17 protein-coding genes are annotated in these 14,506 nt (G+C 39.7%); 11 read left to right on the forward strand and 6 right to left on the reverse strand.

Annotated elements, in window-relative coordinates:
• The first annotated feature begins 678 nt into the window (after window positions 1–678).
• Complete coding sequence (gene mutM / locus H4J65_RS07980) at window positions 679–1,608, forward strand: bifunctional DNA-formamidopyrimidine glycosylase/DNA-(apurinic or apyrimidinic site) lyase (RefSeq protein WP_182184331.1); 930 nt, start codon at window positions 679–681, stop codon at window positions 1,606–1,608.
• A gap of 82 nt (window positions 1,609–1,690) precedes the next feature.
• Here mutM and H4J65_RS07985 read toward each other — a convergent pair whose 3' ends face one another.
• Window positions 1,691–2,236 carry a class I SAM-dependent methyltransferase gene (locus H4J65_RS07985; protein ID WP_259367565.1) on the reverse strand — a complete coding sequence of 182 codons (546 nt, stop codon included), beginning with the start codon at window positions 2,234–2,236 and terminating at the stop codon, window positions 1,691–1,693.
• A 666-nt stretch (window positions 2,237–2,902) separates the two neighbouring features.
• Between H4J65_RS07985 and H4J65_RS07990 the strand changes: the two genes are divergently transcribed.
• Both H4J65_RS07990 and H4J65_RS07995 read left to right on the forward strand, forming a co-directional pair.
• Complete coding sequence (locus tag H4J65_RS07990) at window positions 2,903–3,226, forward strand: hypothetical protein (RefSeq protein WP_182135769.1); 324 nt, start codon at window positions 2,903–2,905, stop codon at window positions 3,224–3,226.
• A 107-nt stretch (window positions 3,227–3,333) separates the two neighbouring features.
• Complete coding sequence (locus H4J65_RS07995) at window positions 3,334–3,540, forward strand: cold-shock protein (protein WP_081150364.1); 207 nt, start codon at window positions 3,334–3,336, stop codon at window positions 3,538–3,540.
• A 400-nt stretch (window positions 3,541–3,940) separates the two neighbouring features.
• Here H4J65_RS07995 and coaD read toward each other — a convergent pair whose 3' ends face one another.
• On the reverse strand, window positions 3,941–4,435 hold the full coding sequence (coaD, locus tag H4J65_RS08000) for a pantetheine-phosphate adenylyltransferase (protein WP_182197326.1): 495 nt from the start codon (window positions 4,433–4,435) through the stop codon (window positions 3,941–3,943).
• Between the two features lie 87 nt (window positions 4,436–4,522).
• Window positions 4,523–4,903, reverse strand: coding sequence for a nuclear transport factor 2 family protein (locus H4J65_RS08005; RefSeq protein WP_182197329.1), 381 nt, complete (start codon window positions 4,901–4,903; stop codon window positions 4,523–4,525).
• A 172-nt stretch (window positions 4,904–5,075) separates the two neighbouring features.
• On the opposite strand from H4J65_RS08005, the gene H4J65_RS08010 reads away from it, so the two are divergent.
• Window positions 5,076–5,732: a TetR/AcrR family transcriptional regulator gene (locus tag H4J65_RS08010; RefSeq protein WP_182197331.1), complete on the forward strand. Its 657-nt coding sequence runs from the start codon at window positions 5,076–5,078 to the stop codon at window positions 5,730–5,732.
• 117 nt (window positions 5,733–5,849) lie between these two features.
• On the opposite strand, the gene H4J65_RS08015 is transcribed toward H4J65_RS08010, so the two are convergent.
• Window positions 5,850–6,605: a 3-deoxy-D-manno-octulosonic acid kinase gene (locus tag H4J65_RS08015; RefSeq protein WP_220465108.1), complete on the reverse strand. Its 756-nt coding sequence runs from the start codon at window positions 6,603–6,605 to the stop codon at window positions 5,850–5,852.
• 48 nt (window positions 6,606–6,653) lie between these two features.
• On the opposite strand from H4J65_RS08015, the gene H4J65_RS08020 reads away from it, so the two are divergent.
• From H4J65_RS08020 to H4J65_RS08030, 3 genes are all read left to right on the forward strand, one after another.
• The gene (locus tag H4J65_RS08020) at window positions 6,654–7,742 is read left to right on the forward strand and encodes a glycosyltransferase family 9 protein (RefSeq protein WP_182197334.1); all 1,089 of its coding nucleotides are present in this window, start codon (window positions 6,654–6,656) and stop codon (window positions 7,740–7,742) included.
• Between the two features lie 20 nt (window positions 7,743–7,762).
• A complete protein-coding gene (locus H4J65_RS08025; protein WP_182197336.1) occupies window positions 7,763–8,206 on the forward strand; it encodes an NUDIX domain-containing protein in 444 nt (147 codons plus the stop codon).
• 92 nt (window positions 8,207–8,298) lie between these two features.
• Window positions 8,299–8,904, forward strand: coding sequence for a PepSY domain-containing protein (locus H4J65_RS08030; protein ID WP_310649928.1), 606 nt, complete (start codon window positions 8,299–8,301; stop codon window positions 8,902–8,904).
• Between the two features lie 78 nt (window positions 8,905–8,982).
• Here the strand turns inward: H4J65_RS08030 and waaA are convergent, their stop codons facing one another.
• A complete protein-coding gene (gene waaA / locus H4J65_RS08035; protein ID WP_182197340.1) occupies window positions 8,983–10,275 on the reverse strand; it encodes a lipid IV(A) 3-deoxy-D-manno-octulosonic acid transferase in 1,293 nt (430 codons plus the stop codon).
• Between the two features lie 112 nt (window positions 10,276–10,387).
• Window positions 10,388–10,816: an Lrp/AsnC family transcriptional regulator gene (locus H4J65_RS08040; protein WP_182135777.1), complete on the reverse strand. Its 429-nt coding sequence runs from the start codon at window positions 10,814–10,816 to the stop codon at window positions 10,388–10,390.
• Window positions 10,817–10,993: 177 nt separating this feature from the next.
• Between H4J65_RS08040 and H4J65_RS08045 the strand changes: the two genes are divergently transcribed.
• The 4 genes from H4J65_RS08045 to glpG are packed head-to-tail and all read left to right on the forward strand — an operon-like array spanning window position 10,994 to window position 14,437.
• Window positions 10,994–12,208 carry a glycine C-acetyltransferase gene (locus H4J65_RS08045; protein ID WP_182197342.1) on the forward strand — a complete coding sequence of 405 codons (1,215 nt, stop codon included), beginning with the start codon at window positions 10,994–10,996 and terminating at the stop codon, window positions 12,206–12,208.
• Between the two features lie 2 nt (window positions 12,209–12,210).
• Window positions 12,211–13,239, forward strand: coding sequence for an L-threonine 3-dehydrogenase (tdh, locus tag H4J65_RS08050; protein ID WP_182197345.1), 1,029 nt, complete (start codon window positions 12,211–12,213; stop codon window positions 13,237–13,239).
• A complete protein-coding gene (glpE, locus tag H4J65_RS08055) occupies window positions 13,239–13,571 on the forward strand; it encodes a thiosulfate sulfurtransferase GlpE (protein WP_182197347.1) in 333 nt (110 codons plus the stop codon). The genes tdh and glpE overlap by 1 nt, the downstream gene beginning before the upstream one ends.
• The gene (glpG, locus tag H4J65_RS08060; protein WP_182197349.1) at window positions 13,571–14,437 is read left to right on the forward strand and encodes a rhomboid family intramembrane serine protease GlpG; all 867 of its coding nucleotides are present in this window, start codon (window positions 13,571–13,573) and stop codon (window positions 14,435–14,437) included. Before glpE ends, glpG begins: the two co-directional genes overlap by 1 nt.
• Window positions 14,438–14,506: the final 69 nt, after the last annotated feature.

Here is a 14,506-nt window from a genome sequence, read left to right on the forward strand (position 1 = left end):
ATTGGGTATATCAGCCTTAATGCCAAACACAGTTAAATTTCATTTAACTTGATGGACTAAAGTCCAACCTACATGGGCAACTGTTATATGGGAAATTAATCTGATGGATTAACCATTTTTTGTAGGTCGGACTTCAGTCCGTCAACCGTTTAGCGCACTAATTAATATCATGGGACAACAATCATCTGCAGCGACTATTATTGGGTTTATCAGCCTTAATGCCATACACGGTTAAATTTCATTTAACTTGATGGACTAAAGTCCAACCTGCATGGGGCAACTGTTAAATGGGAAATTAATCTGATGGATTAACCATTTTTTGTAGGTCGAACTTCAGTCCGTCAACCGTTTAGCAGACTAATTAATGTCATGGGCCAACAAGCATCTACAGCGACTATTATTGGGTTTATCAGCCTTAATGCCAAACAAAGATAAATAGCGATATTAATTTCAGCTTAGACAATGATAATCAACTACCAAAGAGCGATTAACAATGGTGCAATGCTAATAAACTCAATTCCCTTTTTAAATTAAAAAGACCCGCTTTAAGCCATGCTACAATACTTGATGTGTGGTGTTCTGGGATTAATACTCCTGAATACTATCACTTGTATTTAAAATTTCCTCCCCCTCCCAATTTATTATTAAATAGCTAAAATTCAGAGATATAATAGTATTATGCCAGAGTTACCAGAAGTTGAAGTTTGTCGTTTAGGTATTACGCCCCATATTTCAGGGCAGGAAGTGGCCCACGTGGTGGTTCGCAATGCCAAATTACGCTGGCCTATTCCTGATGAAGTGCATAGTGTTGTTGGGCAAACCTTAGAAAAAATAGAGCGTCGATCTAAATATTTATTGCTCAGGTTTTCTAGTGGCACCTTGTTATTACATTTAGGCATGTCGGGGTCAGTGCGCATTCTTGAGCACGACACACCTGCGATAAAGCATGACCATTTTGAGCTATTATTTGCGAACGACAAAATGTTGAGATTAAATGATCCGCGCCGTTTTGGTGCTGTATTGTGGTTTCCTGAACATCATGACTTGCAAGGCTTATTGACCAAATTGGGCCCAGAGCCACTAACAGATGACTTTACTTATGGGCATTTATTTGCCAAAGCCGGTAACCGAAAAGTGCCGGTTAAAACCTTCTTAATGGATAATCATGTTGTGGTAGGCGTTGGTAATATTTATGCCAATGAAGCACTATTTATCGCCAGCATTCATCCTGCCACGCTAGTGAATAGCATCAGTGAAGCGAAGTTTAATGAATTAACCGATATTATTAAGCGGGTACTCGCTGCAGCCATTGCACTCGGTGGCACTACTTTAAAAGACTTTACACAGGCAGATGGTAAACCAGGTTATTTTGCCCAAAAACTTTTTGTTTATGGCCGCGCCGGTCAGCAATGTGATGGCTGCCAAAGCGTATTAGAAGAAATTCGTCAATCTAATCGCAGCTCAGTGTTTTGTCCACAATGCCAAGTATTACCAGAAAACACCCCTAAAAATGTACAGAATAAAAAACTGAAAGCAAAAGTAAAAGTCACCACAAAGCAGCTTGCCGTTAAGAAAAAAGCGCTTAAAAGCAAAAGCGCTAACCAATAACGGCTTAAAGAAGTTCAGGGCTCCCCTGTTTATTCTTGCACTAAAGGCTATAAACTAAAGTCGGTAAATTAAAGGCGGTAAATTAACCTTTTATTTTAGCAATTTTATACAAATAAACCGGTGATTTATAGAAGTCGTCAAGCCGTATTATTTTTTCAGGCTGGCATGATGGCAAGGCAAAATTATTGCTGATCAAAAAGTCAACCTTGGGTTGTTTGGTCAGTAGTCTATGATTGATTTTGTGCATTGCCTGCGGATATAAATAACAAACGATGACTGCGGCGGCGGGTAAGTTTACCTGATAAAAATTTTGCCGATACAAGGTGAGATTATTTAAACGCCCTATTTTTTTAAGTAATGTTGAGCTAAGCCACGGCAGTAAAGACAATTCATAGCCAATAACTTGCCTTTGGGGATTACGCTTGGCCATAGGTATCACAAAGTTGCCCCAACCACTGCCAAAATCAACAATAGGGCCAGTACCCGTTTCATCCGCTAATGCTAGCATGGCTTTATAGGCCTTCTTTGAGCTTGGCATCGGGGATATACCTAACTTTATGGTGCTGTATATCAACGACATGGCAATAAACGCCATAGTGATTAACAGTAAAACATCAAATATTATCAAGGGTTAATTCCACGACGGGCAGGTATCACTATTTTTAGTCATACGTTAACCATGATTTTTTGCTTATGCAATGCCTTTTGCTGTTTTTACTTGGGTAATCATGGCGATAATGTTAAATAACCTTGCCAAGTAAATAAACACGATTAAAGCTGCTCAGAGCAGATTTACTTTAATCTTGAGCCAATAAGCCAAGCTAATCGTTTGGATTTAAAAGAAAATTAATACCAACGTGATTGAATTCACTCATGATAAAAGCTGGTGTGGCCAGCAATACTTTACAAAAAATGAACTGTTTCATAAAGTATTGGCATTCAAAAGCTATTTACTGACTTTCATTCACTGTACAATAGTGTTTTGCACAGTATGGTTATACTGATTTTGGCACTTATACTGTTAACGACAGTATTTTATCGCTTGTAAAGTGAACGCCATGAATAAATTCAGATAATCCGGTAAGAGATAAAGCACTTGAGCTGTCGATAAATGAATTGCCTATTAAGGCACTTTTAATGCCTATCGGTGTTGTTTTATGAGTATTAGAGCCTATTACTTTATAAAATGCCTGAAAAGCGCTAAAGTTTCATTATTGGGATTATAAATCAATGCATATGGCAGGTTTTTAGTTGTTTACAGAACTCTTATTCAAATATCAGGTTAAATAACTTAATGAAATCTTATGAAAATATTGCCGAATTAATTGAAAACTTAACGTTAGAAGTTAAAGCAATTAACGATGAAATTGCTACCCTGCAGGCAGAGCCTCAGAGCTTTAATGAACAAATTATTTTTCAATATATTGCGACAGCTAGTACCGGAAAAACAAAAGATTTTGTGCGTTCGTTAGGCGTAAAGTCTGAGCGTGGTTCGCTATTTTCTTCGGGTGATGTCAGCAAGTTGATAAAAGCGGGTAGCGATGATATTTCATCTGAGTTACTTGCTATAGCGCGAAAGGTCGCTAACACTAAAAATAAAAATGGTAAGCTACGTTAAAACGTAAACTGTTTTTTGCTAAAATAGCGCAAATAATTTTAAGTTCTGATTTGTAATGGTGATAGCAAGTCAGAATTATATTTTTCACCGAAGACAAAGAGAATAATATGAGCAAAGGTATAGTTAAGTGGTTTAATGCAGATAAAGGTTTCGGCTTTATTACTCCAGAAGATGGCAGCAAAGATTTATTTGTTCATCATTCAGAGATCCAATCTGGTGGTGAATACGCAACATTGGCCGACGGCCAAGCTGTTGAGTTTGAAGTTGGCCAAGGTCAAAAAGGTCCATGTGCTAATAAAGTAGTTGCTGTTTAAGCGCTAGCACATAAGTAACCTGAGCTAAGGATAAGCCAATGGCCTGATCTCGATATAACGTCGTTATTAGGCATAAAGTTAATTCATATATTTAATTTTTAAGTACTATGAAACACTTATCCAGCGTAAGGTTAAATAAGCGAGTGCGTAATACGTACTCGCTTATTTATATTTATTAAGAGAAAACCTGGCTTCTATTACCCTTTCATTTCCACTTTTACTTTCCCTGTTACCTGCACCTGTTACCTGCGCCCGTTACTGACAAGATAAGCATAATGCCTTTTTATCTGCTACTTGTGACTTTAAGCTATTACTCAGTATATTAAGCTCAAAAGTGGCAAATAAGCGACTGTTGTTCATTTGCCTACATGACAATAAACGACAGAGCGCAATATTGTGCTTATTGTTTTGTATTTTTTCGCATACTGCTATCAAGTGCTTGTTTTACAATCGGATGAACAAACTCGCTGACATCACCATTGTGCAACGCCACTTCCTTAACTAACGTTGAAGATATAAAAGAATTTTTTTCGGCCGGTGTTAAGAATACCGACTCTAAATCTGGGGCTAAACGTCGATTCATATTGGCTAACTGAAATTCGTAGTCAAAATCAGAAACCGCACGTAAACCACGAATTAACACCTTTGCTTGATGCTCTTTAGCAAAATTTATCAATAAACCACTAAAGCCGGCGATGGTAACGTTCGGTAAATGTTTGGTGACGGCTTCAAGTAAAGCAACCCGTTCGGCTAAATCAAAATGTGGCTGTTTACTCGGGCTAGCGGCAATACCAACAACAACCTCACTGAATAAGTGGCTTGCTCTTTCTATTAAATCGGTGTGACCGTTGGTGACAGGATCAAAGGTACCTGGATAAATCGCTTTAACTGACATAATTTTAGCTATTTTCAAATGAGTAAAAATCTATTGTAATTGTTGAGGCCGCTAATTTCAAAGCAATCAAATAATTTAAACACCGCCCTATTGTTTCAGCTTAGCTAACATGGCTGTCATTTGATCATTAATCATATTTAACGCTTTGTAAGGGCGGATCATTACTTTGAATTCAGTTATTTTTCCTTGCTCATTCCATGTGATCATATCAATACCATTGATGTCGATACCCTGTATGTTTAACGAAAACTCTAATACCGCTGAATTAGCGCCTGAAAACTCTCGATCGTAATTGAATGTACCATTTAAAAATGTATGAAAGGCCGCCGTTAAGTACATGCTGACCATTTTTTTTCCTTGGATAGGTGTATGGATCACAGGTGAAAATAGGGTGACGTCGTCAGCAAGCAAAGTAGAAACCTGATCAATTGCTTTATTTTTTATCAAAGTGTGCCAATGATTAAGCATTTTTATTATTCCTTTTGTTTGGTTTTTGTTCACTGTAAACTAAGATGCAACCAAATCTAACAGGTGTCAATATTAAGCTTACTTAAAGTATTTACTCGAAATGCTTTAATTTTCGCTGATTTTGATAGTATGATGGAAAAATATCTGACAACCAATACAAGAAGTAGTGTCCATGAAAACTCGGGATAAAATAATTCAAGCCAGCATTGTCTTATTTAATGAACAAGGTGAACGTAATGTTACCACCAATCACATTGCCGCTGATCTTGGTATTAGCCCTGGTAATCTGTATTACCACTTTCGCAATAAAGAAGACATTATACTTTCGATCTATGAAGAGTATGCGCGCAACCTTTTAATAGAAACCATGCCGGAAGTGAACCCTGATGTAAAACCACTTGATGCCATTATTTTGTATATGGATGTGGTGTTTCTGGCGATGATGAAGTTTCGTTTCTTTTATAGTAATTTACCGGTACTACTAGCAAAAAATCCTTTATTGCACGATAAATATGTTGAAGTACAAGGCTTTATTGCACAACGCGTAAGTGAATTGTTACTGTCGCTGCGTAACGCAAACATGATGGATTTTTTAGATGAAGACCTGCCTGACATTGTCAGTATTTTACGTTTAGTGAACACTTTTTGGCTCAGTTTTTATCAAACACAAAATAATGATAATGAAATGAACGACGCGGTATTCTATCAAGGGGTATTGAAAATATTAGTCATAATTCAGCCTTACATTAGCGAAGAAGCTAAGGATGAATTTTTAGAAGCTCGTGCTATGTACCGTCAACGTTGCCAAGATAGCTTAAAGGTCGCTTAACTACTGTATCAGTAATGCATAAGCTCTGAATGACATTGAAAGTACTTACTCAAAGTACTTTCAGTTAGTAATAACTCAAACTACCAGCACACCCCGGCTATCGCCATAGCTTAACTTTTAAGACTGGTAGCCATTTAATAACGCTTGCCAATTTTTTTCGCACCATTGGAAATTCGTTATCTTGTTATTTTCTTTGCGAAACGATCTCAGTAGTCTAGCCATATTTTCTGCTGGCCATTTAGTCTGCTGCTTGCGCTGTTCACCTTGGTCAAAATCGATTAACCAAACCTGATCTTTGTCATCAACTAAAATGTTATGAGCATTTAAGTCATGATGATAAATACCTTGCTGATGAAAAGCCTTTATTACCTTGCCTATTTGTTGCCAAAGCAAGTCATTGATTGCATGCTTACTGAGCAAGCCGACCAAATCACTGGCATTTTCAATCCGTGATGACAATAAATCAGCGCGATAAAACAAGCCATTTTTAATCACCCGAAAAGCAATAGGTTTTGGCGCAGGTAAGCCTAATGCCCGCATGGATTTGAGCAAGGCAAACTCGCGAGCCGCACGCGTATTTGCCATGCCGGTATATAAATATTGATCCTTAATGACTTTGCCAATTAAACCGCCACGATAGTAATGACGCAACACCCAGTTTTGCAGCGTACCCATAGTGTTTTCAGTGGCAATAAACCAAGTAGTGCCACGACCTTGAGCACTGCCCACGACACTATTTTTTGCTTGCCAATAATCACTATTAAGCATTTCAGGTATAAAAGTGCTAACTTCATCACTGTCGTATCGACAATAAACATGGCCTTGCTGAAAAAATTTTTCAAGACAAGGTTTTACAATTGCGGGCTGGTTCAAGATAATAGGCCTATATTATATTTCTGCTCCTATTGTGGTGAATCCTTTATGCTGGGTCAATTATCTGCTCCGAAAAATTTATGTTTATTGCGATTATCTGCCATTGGTGACGTATGTCATGCGGTGGCTATGGTACAAAATATTCAGCGACAATGGCCAGAAACCCAAATCACTTGGGTCATAGGCAAAATTGAAGCGAGCTTATTACAGGATATGGTTGGCGTTGAGTTTATTATTTTTGATAAACGTGCCGGCCTAAAAGGCTATCGCGACTTAAGGCAAACCCTTAAAGGCCATAAATTTGATGTTTTGCTGCATATGCAAGTTGCACTGCGCGCTAGTATTGCCAGCCTATGTATTTCAGCCAAGGTCAAAATTGGCTTTGATCGCCAACGCGCAAAAGAAGGCCAATGGCTATTCACCAATAAAAAAATAGCGCCGCAAAATCAGCCTCATGTGCTAGACGGTTTTATGGGCTTTGCCAAAGCCCTAGGTTTGGAAGTTACTGCCCCCTTATGGCAAATGCCGTTAACAGATGACATTCAGTTATGGGCCAGTGAAAAGCTCAGTGCCGCGAATACTGCCGGCAAACCCATTGCCGTGATTTGCCCTGCCGCCAGTAAAGCCGAACGTAATTGGCATACTGAAGGCTACTCGCAAATAGCCGAGCACTTAAGCCTTTGTGGTTTTAAAGTGGTGATATGTGGCGGCCCAACAACAATGGAAAAATTACTTGCCGAGGCAATCATTAGTCGCAGTAACTTTAGCCAGGGTGAAAATGAAATACAGAATTTAGTTGGTGAAACTAGCCTAAAACAGTTGTTAGCGGTATTAAAAATTGCTCACCTTGTGGTGGCACCCGATACTGGCCCGGCTCATATGGCGGTGACGGTTGAAACACCGGTGGTAGGTTTATATGCTCACAGTAATCCCAAACGCACAGGTCCTTACTTGTATCCACAGTATGTTGTCAGTGCTTATGCTGCAGCAATAAAGTTACAATATAAACAAAGCGTTGAAGAAATACCTTGGGGTACCCGTGCTAAAGGTAAAGATTTAATGATGCAAATCAGCATTACTCAAGTAAAGAAAACCATTGATCGCCTTATTCATGATAACTATCCAGAGTTGCTCTAAGCCAGCATTTAGGTCTAGCTATGAAAAAATATGTTACCGGCTTTTTGTTCTCTCAAGACGCGAGTCATCTGGTGTTAATCCAGAAAACAAATCCGCCATGGCAGTGTGGTTTATTTAATGGTGTTGGCGGAAAAATTGAAGCTAATGAGTTATCAGTTGATGCCATGGTCAGAGAATTTATTGAGGAAACTGGCGTTCAAACCCACAAAGCCGATTGGACCTGTTATGCAAAAATATACCGGCCCCATTGCTATGATGTCGATGTTTATTTTGCACATTCTGATCTGGCTTTTAGTGCTAAAACCATTGAGCAAGAGCCAGTACATATTATTAAACTCACTGAATTGCCAAGCAATATTATTCCAAATTTACAGTGGTTAATTCCGTTAGCTTTAGATAAACAAGCAGATTTTTCAATACCTGTGTTATTACAAGAAGTAGCACAAGCGCGGACTAAAGCATAATGATTAATCAGTCCGGCTAGCCTGTAGTCACCCTGCTAAACCTATAACTAGTAACCAAAAACTAATAACCAAGCACCAATAAAAACAAGAATATAGAGATGAAAAGTAGAAAACTACACAAGATCATTGGCCTGACTTTAGTGTTACCTATGTTGGGTTGGACACTGACCGGATTAGTATTTTTTATTAAACCCGGCTATCAGGGCGCTTATGAACAATTATCAGTAAAACATCACCCTTTGAGTCAAGGGTTGAACGTTACTCCAAAGCAAAGCTGGCAGGAAGTAAGGTTAGTTAACACTATTTTAGGGGCTCATCTGTTGGTGAAATCTAGCCATAAAGTTGAGCATTTAGACCCAGTATCACTACTCGATAAACCAGCGCCAACAAACTTACAATTTAAAGCCCTGTTAAATGATGCATTTAGCGACAATAAAGCGCGTTATGGCGACATTGTACATGTTGATGGTTTATCAGCACAAACCAGCACAGGCGTGAAGGTAACGCTTGATTGGCATAGCCTGACATTAAGCCAAACGGGGCAAGACACCGAATTAATTAACTTACTGTACCAAGTACATTATTTGCAGTGGACACCGTTCAAGGGCATCAATCAAGTGTTAGGTATATTCGGCCTACTCTTGTTGATTTCGCTCACTGTTTTAGGGGTTAGACTTTATATTAAGCCACGCTCTTAACCTTAATCTTAGCCTTAGCCTTAGCCTTAACCTTAACCTTAACGCAGAAGCTACTGAGACTAAGATTAACCCAAGCATTTATGATGTTAATAAGGTTTGCAGTGCAATTAAAGACTGCGCCGTTGCGCCTTGATTTGCCTGCACGACTTTATAGCTATTTCGGCCCAGTGTGTGTGCGCTCGTTTCGTCAACCAGCAAGCGCACAACTTCTTGCGCTAACGCTTGCGCCATCGCTTTATTTTCATTAAGTTGCACTATGCCCTGTGCTGAAATTAGTTGCGCTAAAATCTCTTTAAAGTTACTCATATTTGGGCCAACAATGACTGGCTTTTGAAATAATGCCGGCTCTAATGGGTTATGACCACCTATATCACTAAAGCTGCCCCCCATGGTCACTACGTTAGCTAGTGGGCATGCGGCGAGTAGTTCACCTAAGGTATCAATAACCCATACATGAGTATTGAGTGTTACCGGCTGTTTTTCGCTGCGTCTGAGCACTTGATTACCGGCGTCTGCTGCGAGTTTAACGACTTGTTCAAAGCGCTCAGGGTGTCGCGGCACAATAATCAGTAAGGCGTTACAGTCTTGCTGCTTTACTTGCTCAAAGGCCTTTAACGCCAGTATTTCGTCACCAGGATGTGTGCTGGCTATTAACCAAATTTTGCGCTGGTCTACCAATAAAGTGCTTAACGCTTGTTGTTTAGTCGCTACATCATGATTTAACGAAATATCAAATTTTAAGTTACCTGATAACGCGCACCTTGCCCTGTTTGCCCCCATCGCCAAATAGTTATCTTGATTGACTTGGCTTTGAGTTAATATTTTGTCAAAACAGCGAATAGTTGGGGTGATCAACCAAGCAATTTTTTTATAGCTGCGCATGGATTTGTCGGATAATCGGCCGTTGACTAACATCAGTTTGATATCATGATTTGCGCACTGAGTGATTAAATTTGGCCATAATTCAGTTTCCATAAAAATCATCGCTTTCGGCTTTAAGCGTTTTAAAAATAAAGCGGTAGAAAAAATATTGTCTAGCGGTAAATAACAATGTTGCACTTTATCAGCAAATAATTTTTGCACTTGTGCTGAGCCTGTGGGGGTAAAAGTAGTGACTGTGATGGGCACTTGAGGGTAGTTGCTCAGCAGTTGGGAGATAAAAGGTTGTAAGGCGATAACCTCACCCACACTGGCAGCATGAACAATAATGCCGTTGGGCTGAAATTTTTTTGCCAGCATACCCAAACGTTCAGGTAAGCGTTGTCGATAAGCTTGATGACTTAGCGAGCGCAACAATAATACCAACAAAAGTAGTGGTGTTAAGATAAGAAATAATAATCGGTATAAAACTAAAGCGAGAGTAAAACGCACTTAACTAGCTCAAAAATCTAAAAATCAATGTTGAACAGTATACCTAGCGACTGCTGAACTTTCACTTTAATCTCAGGTATGGGCTGATATTAATCTCATGTATAAGCAGATATTAACGTTTAAAAATAGTATCAAGAATAATGGATGAATTAGTTCTGGCTACGCCTTCAAGTGAACAAACCATGTTGAGTACTTCATTGAGCTTCTCTAAGGTACTCGCTTGTATTGACACTAATAAATCGTATTCACCACTAATGGAATATATATGACTGATTTGGTGAACTTTTCGCAAGGCTAAGCAGATAGTTTTTCGCAAATTTGGGTTTACTTTTAATGACACATTAGAGGTAATTAATTGGCTGGTATATTCACGGCCTAAAACGACGCTATAGGCTTCGATAACATGATTATTTTCAAGCTTATTCAGTCGGTTTTGTATCGCTGTTCTTGAAACACCGGTTGCTCTGGCTATGTCAGACACACTGGCTCGGGCGTTGAGCCGTAATATTGACAGTAGTTCTTCATCTTTTTCAGTTAACAATGGGCATTCCTAAAATGGCAAAAAGCAAAAAAACAGCCATAATATTACACTTTGACATAGTTATATGTCAATTTGACTATAAAAAAAGACAAATTATTAAGTAATGTCACTTTTTTATATTATGGTCTGGGCGGATAATAACGTCATTGAAAGACTTTTATTTTTTAAGGAATTAATGTGACCGATTCTGCTAGCACCAACAATTTTTATGCCCATTTAACCACGCAAATAAACCAAGTGAAAGAAGACGGTTTATATAAAGCTGAACGAGTAATAACGACGGCGCAACAACCACAAATGGCGGTTAACACCGGCGAAGCTGTCGTGAACTTTTGTGCTAACAACTATTTAGGCTTAGCAAATCACCCCGCATTAATTGCCGCCGCTAAACAAGGTTTAGATGAACACGGTTTTGGTATGGCTTCAGTGCGTTTTATTTGTGGCACACAAGACATTCATAAAACCTTAGAGCAAAAATTAAGTACCTTTTTAGGTATGGAAGATACTATTTTGTATTCTTCATGTTTTGACGCTAACGCCGGTTTGTTTGAAACCTTGTTAGGGCCTGAAGACGCGATTATTAGTGATTCACTTAACCATGCCTCGATCATTGACGGTGTACGTTTATGTAAAGCAAAACGCTTTCGTTATGCCAATAATGACGCCGCTGAACTTGAAGCGCGTTTAATTGAGGCTGATGCCGCCGGCGCCCGTTTTAAGTTAATTGCTACCGACGGGGTGTTTTCGATGGACGGCGTTATTGCCAATCTTAAAGCGGTTTGTGATTTAGCTGACAAATACAACGCCATGGTCATGGTTGATGACTCGCATGCAGTAGGTTTTGTTGGTGAACAAGGCCGTGGCAGCCATGAATACTGCGATGTTATGGGTCGTGTTGATATTATTACCGGTACTTTAGGTAAAGCCATGGGTGGCGCATCAGGTGGCTATACTGCGGCGAAAAAAGAAGTGGTTGAATGGTTACGTCAACGTTCACGCCCCTACTTATTTTCTAACTCATTAGCTCCTGCGATTGTTAATGCCTCAATTACTGTCATTGATTTATTAGCCGAAGGTGGCGAATTACGCAAAACATTAAAAGACAACGCCGCCTATTTTAGAAGCCAAATGGAAGCAGCCGGTTTTACCTGTGCCGGTGCTGATCACGCTATTATTCCGGTTATGCTAGGTGATGCCAAAGTAGCTAGCGCTATGGCTGATCGATTATTAGCTGAAGGCATTTATGTCATTGGCTTCTCGTTCCCTGTCGTCCCTAAAGGCCAAGCGCGTATTCGTACACAAATTTCTGCGGCTCATACCAAAGCTGAATTAGATAAAGCCATTGAAGCCTTTGTGCGCATTGGTAAAGAAATGCAAGTGATTGAGGGTTAAACATGAAGTCATTAGCGAAATTAAAAGCTGAACCTGGTATTTGGATGACAGAGTCACCTATGCCAGAAGTGGGTCATAACGATCTGCTGATCAAAATTAAAAAAACTGCGATTTGCGGTACCGACATTCATATTTATAACTGGGATGAATGGGCACAAAAAACGATTCCTGTCCCTATGGTGGTTGGCCATGAATATGCCGGTGAAGTGGTTGGCATGGGTCAAGAAGTACGTGGCTTTGCCGTAGGTGACCGCGTTTCTGGTGAAGGCCATATCACTTGTGGTCATTGTCGCAACTGCCGCGCAGGTCGCACACACTTATGTCGCAATACTGTGGGTGTCGGCGTCAATCGTTCAGGTTCTTTTGCTGAATATTTAGTGCTGCCCGCCTTTAACGCCTTTAAATTACCTGATGAAATTTCAGATGACTTAGCGGCTATTTTTGACCCCTTTGGTAATGCGGTTCATACCGCACTGTCGTTTGATTTAGTGGGCGAAGATGTTTTAATCACAGGTGCTGGCCCTATTGGTATTATGGCAGCAGCGGTGGCAAAACATGTCGGTGCGCGTCATGTAGTGATCACAGACGTGAATGAATACCGTTTAGACTTAGCGCGTAAAATGGGTGCTTCTCGTGCGGTTAATGTCACTAAAGAAAAATTGACTGATGTGATGAACGATTTAGGCATGACTGAAGGCTTTGACGTGGGTATGGAAATGTCAGGGGTACCGATGGCGTTCATCGATATGTTAGACAACATGAATAATGGTGGTAAAATTGCTATGTTAGGTATTCCTGGACAGGATATGGCGATTGACTGGAGTCAGGTTATTTTTAAAGGCTTAACCATCAAAGGCATTTATGGTCGTGAGATGTTTGAAACTTGGTATAAAATGGCCAGTTTAATTCAATCAGGCCTAGATTTATCACCAATGATCACTCATCACTTTAATATTGATGATTTTCAGCAAGGTTTTGATATCATGCGTTCAGGGCAATCAGGTAAAGTAATTTTAAACTGGGAAAAATAATGGCAAGTAGCGAAGAAGTTTTTAAACATATGCAAATCAGTGAACTGCATCAAACGTTAGCAAGTGATACACATGTGGTGGTCGATATACGTGATCCAGCTTCGTTTCAATCGGGCCATATCCCTAACGCGATACATTTAAGTAATGACAGTTTAGCTGAATTTTTGCGTACTGCTGATTTTGACGCCCCCGTCGTGGTGTGTTGTTATCACGGTATTTCAAGTCAACAAGCGGCGCAGTTTTTGATCAGCCAAGACTTTACCGAGGTTTATTCTTTGGATGGCGGTTTTACTGATTGGCAGTTACAACATCCGGATGCTGTTGCTCGCTAATGTTGCAACAAGAACTTCGGCCACTAGTAAAAGTAACACAACACAATATTGCCTTACTGTTTTGCAACTACCTGAACACAGTTGATGTTCAGGCGCAGGTGCAAAATGAAGAGGCAGGTTTTGTTATCTATTGCCAAGCTGATAAATATGATTTTGCTCAACAAGAGTTTGAGCAATTTATCGCTGAGCCTTACCAAGCTAAATATCAGCAAGCCGCCTGGCAAAATAGTCATGTGACAAAGGTTAACTCAAATTCTCCAGCCTTATTGAGCAGTTTTAAAACTCAGTTTTTTGCTCATGCGGGTATAGTAACCTCAGTGGTTTTCAGCTTATGTTGGTTGGTTTTTCTTGCCAGTAATTTTGGCTGGGGCAATACAATATTTCATTATTTACAATTCTACCCACAACTAAGCTTTGATGCGGTATTACAAGCACCTCATCGGTTAATTGGGCCCGCTTTTTTTCACTTCTCATGGTTGCATCTTATTTTTAATACTATGTGGTGGTGGCAATTGGGTGGCTCGGTTGAGCAAGTGATGGGAAAAGCTAGCTTAGTCAAGTTACTGATTATTTCGGCACTGGTGTCTAATGTTGGGCAATTTTTTGTTGATGGTCCCAACTTTGGTGGTTTATCGGGCGTAGTATATGCATTGGTTGGCTATGTATGGTGGCTGGGCTGGTTGCAGCCAGAAAAAGGGCTATCGCTGCCTAAAGCCATTATTGGCTTTATGCTGTTTTGGTTATTATTAGGTTATACCAGCTTAATGCCGATTAATGTCGCGAACACCGCACATTTATTAGGTTTGCTCAGTGGTTGTCTACTGGCTTATCTTCACGTTTTACAAGATAAAAAACACACTAGCTGATATAAGTAATACCTGCTGCATTCATTAGTTAATTGGCTTTATATAGGAAAAATCGCGAAAGGTAAGGTA

The organism is Colwellia sp. MB02u-9, assembly GCF_014077085.1.
Taxonomy (GTDB): domain Bacteria; phylum Pseudomonadota; class Gammaproteobacteria; order Enterobacterales; family Alteromonadaceae; genus Cognaticolwellia.